Genomic DNA, 4,180 nt, shown 5'->3' on the forward strand with positions numbered 1-4,180 from the left:
ACCAGCGCCTACGCACCCGCACCGCCACAACCCGACGCCACCGCGGACACCTCAACCCCGCCTAACTTCGAAGAGCCGCTACGGGCGATTGCCGAGGTGGGAGCGCGTTGCGCCAACGGCCCTCATCGGCAGTGTCCGGCAAGCCACAATTGTCGTATCAGCCGGTCCACGGATGACCCGGAGTCGGCGCTCGGGTCCCCGCCCGGTGGGGGCTCATCCAGGGTCACGAACCGAAGCGGGCATCCGTCACGGGAGGTCGACATGAGCACCCCGCAGGAAGATCAGGGCGGCGCAACGGACGTCGTCAAGGAGCCGACTACCCTCATGAAACTCGAGGTCGTCGTCATTCCTGTGGCTGACGTCGACCGCGCCCTGCGCTTCTACCAGGGCTTGGGGTGGCGGCTCGATGCGGACTACGAGGCCGGCCCGAAGTTCAGGGTCGTACAACTGACGCCGCCGGGGTCGGCATGCTCGATCCACCTCGGCCGCGGGCTCACCCCCGCGGCGCCTGGCACTGCCCAGGGCACCTACCTCGTGGTCTCCGACATCGATCAAGCCCGCGCCGACCTGATCAGCAGGGGCGTGGAGGTGAGCGAGGTCTACCACAACGTCTACGACACCGGCGACCAAGAACGGGTGGACGGCCCCGCCCCAGACCGTCGCAGCTACGCCTCATTCGCCTCGTTCACCGACCCGGACGGCAACGGGTGGCTGCTGCAGGAGGTCAAGGAGCGGCAACCCGGACGGTGACGAGTCCGCACGACCGAGGAGGTTCCGACCGATGGACGTTGAAGATCTTGCGCAGCTCCTTCATGAGACGGCCGAACACCACGGCTCGTTTGAGGCGGTCGCCCCACCGCACGACTGGTGGGACTGGTACGCGGCGTACATGCGTGCGCGTGAAACCGGGAGCTCCCCGGACGATGCCTCCGCGGCCGCCGGGCGCTACATGGCAGAGGTCAAGCACATTGTCGTCCCACCCGCTTAACGCCCGCACCGGTATCTGAACTGAAGAACCTGACGGTGGGCTCTTCTGGCAACAGCCGAACTCGCCGGCAACCCTGCGCGCGCGGCTCTCAATCCATCCCTGCAAAATGCGACGATCCGGTTTGGTGCCGGCCCATACCGTCCAGATGCCGGCAGGCGGCGCCCCCACCATCGTCCCCGGTCATCGGCCGCCACCGCAGGAACCAACGGCTTCGTCGGCCCTGGTCCTGGCCGACCCCGAAACCGTCGCCTCCGTGCACTGGGCTCGCCGCATCGACGGAGGGGCTTGCTCTACTTCGCGGCGAGGGCCACGAGATCCGCGTAGCGCACGATCATCCCGCCCGCGCCCCACGTGCCGTCGGGCTGTTCGTGGATGAGCACCCATACGCGCTGCGCGTCGACGTCGGTCAGCCCGGCCGCGTCCAGCACGACGGTCGTCGTTTCGGCGACCAGGCCGGCCTTGCGACGATCGGACAGCGCGCTCTGCGGGACGGTGATCTCCACCCGGAACCGGGCGTCGTCCACCTTGTCACCCTGGCGCTGGCGTGCTCCACGGTGTGTGGGTCAACGGTCGGCGGGATGGCATGAGAGCGGGGCCTCTGTACAGTCACGGCGACTCCGGGGAGGTTACCGACATGGCAGAGGTCGACAAGGCGGTCGACCGGATCCGGGCGACGAGTGCATATCGGCTGCCGGTCGTCGGCTACCGCTGCCTGCTCCTCGGGCCGCTCATGATGGGTTTGACCATTGGCACGATAGCCCTCTGGCCCCTGAAGCCACCGCTGGTCTGGGTGCCGATCGCCATCACGTTTGGAACAGTGTTTGTCGGGGTGGCCGCCGGATGGGTTGGGCTGCTAACCCTGCACTCCCGTCGACTCATGCCACGCGGCGGCACCAATCGACACGCGGCCCTGATGAGGACCTTGCGACGGGACGTGATGCCGCGAGCAATGCGTGGCAAGTGACGGTCCGCATTTTGTCCGCAAGAGGTCGGCGGACAGCGGGGGGTGGTGTGAGATGTCGAGAGGTGTTTCCGCTGCTAGGCCGCATGTGGCCAGGTTGGCGGGGCATGCAGTTTGGTCTCGTAATCCCTCGGTCGCGGGTTCGAGTCCCGCCCGCCCCCCACGGAAACCCCTGGTCAGGCATGCTGCCGACGACCCGGACGAACGGCGTCAAGATCGGGACCGATGCCATCAGTCCGCACTGAGTCCGCAGCAGCACGAGGCGCCGCACGGTCCAGGCGGTCCGCCACCTGGTCCAGGTCGTCCTCGAACAGGTTCGCGTAGACGTCCAGCGTCATCGCCGCCGACGCGTGCCCAGGCATCCGCTGGACCGCCTTCACGTTGGGGCACGACAACGTTACGGTGATGGTCATCGACGTCGCGGACCAAGCACTCGACGGCCGCCGCTGATCGGTCAACGAGGGACAACGGGCACGGTGAACTGTCTAGTCCCACCGCTTGACGAATCCGTCCCAGGACCTGCGTGACGGTTGACCTTGGTTCCGAGAGGCGTCGGGTCGGCAACGATGCGGGGCGTGTCTGGTCGGTGGACACCTTGGCCGCAGACTCATGGACAGCGGTCGCCGTCCAGCACGAGCAGCGCCTCGTAGTCCACGTCGGCGGACGGCTTTCCGAGCGATGTCGTCGGCACGTCGAAGCTTCGAGCCTCCCCGTTGCCCGGCGCCCGCAGGTTGACGTAGAGCGTCTCGGTGTTCTCGCCCATGGCCGCGACTTTTTCCTGATCACCGGCGCGCACCGTGATCCACCGGGTCGTCGCCTCTCGCACGGTGTCTGCCTGGATCTCGACGTCTACACCGCAACGGTTGACCGCGCCCACGCTGATCGCCTTCTGGCATCCACTGAGGCTCAGCCCGATCGCCGCCAGAGTCAGGGCCGCGATCAATCGGTGCCGAAAGGAAGTCACCATGGCCAGCCCGTGGTCGCACGTCCTCCTGGTAGTTGGGACTCTTCGATCACCATTGGCCTCTCTGACGAGGAGACAACACCAATACCGCCCGATACCGCTGCTCCACGACCGACAATTCCACCGGCGCCGATCCCGGCCTCGCACAGCTCGATGCCCGCAACATCACGCGAGCAAGCAAAGTATCGATCACTGTCAAGCATCTGGTGGGCGAGTGGGGCCCTTTCCGGTTGCCGATGAAGTGGGCCGCCAGCGGTGAGGGCGTGTCATGTCTAGGTCCGGCGGGGGAAGCCGATGTCGTCGAAGAGTGAGTAGTGATCGGCGAAGGCCCCGACGGCGCGTTGGGCGGCGGCTACGGCCTCGTCCACGGTGGTGAGTTCCTCGGTGATGCGCATGACTGTGTGCTCGCCGGCTGGATACTTGAACACTGGCTGGAGGAGGTCGACGTCGATACCAGCTGTCAGCGTGAAGCCGTCCTCGCGCAGCGTCAGCCGCAGATAAAGGCGGATCTCGGACGGATAGTCTGTGACCTCCACCGGGAGGTGCGGCAGCCTGATCGTCAGGGCATCGAACTCCAGATGTCCGCCGAGCGATGGCTGGCCCACCCCGTCGTACGGGTCGAACAGCAGCTGACTGCCCCAAATCAGTACCTCATCATCCGTGCCTTCGAACCGGCTTCGCCCGCCGCCGGCGTCTGGCACGAAGAGGTCGTAGTTCAGGTAGAGCTCGGTGAAGTTGCGCTCGATGGCCCATGAGGCCTCTGTCATCCCGCGCAGCAGGACAGCCATCGCTGAGCTCACCGTCTCCATGGCGGCCGACCCTACGGCAATCCCCGGAGCAGATGGGCAAGCGCCAGCCACGTGGCCGTAGCGGGTGCCACGAACGGGCGCCATCGGGCACGATCTGTGGCGCACATTCGTGCCACGAGCAGGCTCTGGCATTCCTGGTGGTGATCCTCGCCCTTGCAACGTGCCGGTGCCGGTGCTGCTCGCCCCTACGCTGCAGCCGTGTTGACGATCAGAATGAACGAATCGGCGGCAGCCGCGCTCCAACCGCTGCGCCTGACTGCCGCCCTCTCGGCAGCAGATCTGCAAGGCGAACTGCGCGCAAAGCTCTCGCAGGGCGTAGTGGAGCCCGAGGGCGCGTTGATTTCGCGCTCAGACGTCAAGAACGGCGATCCGCTGCATCATGGCTCTTCGAAGTTAGGCGGGGTTGAGGTGTCCGCGGTGGCGTCGGGTTGTGGCGGTGCGGGTGCGTAGGCGCTGGT

General features: G+C 66.5%; 7 protein-coding genes. 3 read left to right on the forward strand and 4 right to left on the reverse strand.

Annotated features, from left to right (window positions below):
* Positions 1-261: 261 nt before the first annotated feature.
* Entirely contained in the window at positions 262-750 is a 489-nt protein-coding gene (locus tag ACVCAH_RS37495) for a VOC family protein (RefSeq protein WP_447140950.1), read from the forward strand.
* A gap of 528 nt (positions 751-1,278) precedes the next feature.
* Here ACVCAH_RS37495 and ACVCAH_RS37500 read toward each other — a convergent pair.
* Complete coding sequence (locus ACVCAH_RS37500) at positions 1,279-1,512, reverse strand: tautomerase family protein (RefSeq protein WP_447140951.1); 234 nt, start codon at positions 1,510-1,512, stop codon at positions 1,279-1,281.
* A 110-nt stretch (positions 1,513-1,622) separates the two neighbouring features.
* Between ACVCAH_RS37500 and ACVCAH_RS37505 the strand changes: the two genes are divergently transcribed.
* Positions 1,623-1,952, forward strand: a complete 330-nt coding sequence (locus tag ACVCAH_RS37505; protein ID WP_447140952.1) for a hypothetical protein — start codon at positions 1,623-1,625, stop codon at positions 1,950-1,952.
* A 173-nt stretch (positions 1,953-2,125) separates the two neighbouring features.
* Here ACVCAH_RS37505 and ACVCAH_RS37510 read toward each other — a convergent pair whose 3' ends face one another.
* The 3 genes from ACVCAH_RS37510 to ACVCAH_RS37520 all read right to left on the reverse strand — a co-directional run bounded on the left by ACVCAH_RS37510 (position 2,126) and on the right by ACVCAH_RS37520 (position 3,722).
* The gene (locus ACVCAH_RS37510) at positions 2,126-2,362 is read right to left on the reverse strand and encodes a hypothetical protein (protein ID WP_447140953.1); all 237 of its coding nucleotides are present in this window, start codon (positions 2,360-2,362) and stop codon (positions 2,126-2,128) included.
* Between the two features lie 194 nt (positions 2,363-2,556).
* Positions 2,557-2,892 carry a hypothetical protein gene (locus tag ACVCAH_RS37515; RefSeq protein ID WP_447140954.1) on the reverse strand — a complete coding sequence of 112 codons (336 nt, stop codon included), beginning with the start codon at positions 2,890-2,892 and terminating at the stop codon, positions 2,557-2,559.
* Positions 2,893-3,185: 293 nt separating this feature from the next.
* Entirely contained in the window at positions 3,186-3,722 is a 537-nt protein-coding gene (locus ACVCAH_RS37520; protein ID WP_447140955.1) for a hypothetical protein, read from the reverse strand.
* Positions 3,723-3,920: 198 nt separating this feature from the next.
* Between ACVCAH_RS37520 and ACVCAH_RS37525 the strand changes: the two genes are divergently transcribed.
* Complete coding sequence (locus ACVCAH_RS37525; protein WP_447140956.1) at positions 3,921-4,172, forward strand: hypothetical protein; 252 nt, start codon at positions 3,921-3,923, stop codon at positions 4,170-4,172.
* Positions 4,173-4,180 lie beyond the last annotated feature (8 nt).

The sequence above is a fragment of the Micromonospora sp. LZ34 genome (assembly GCF_052981855.1).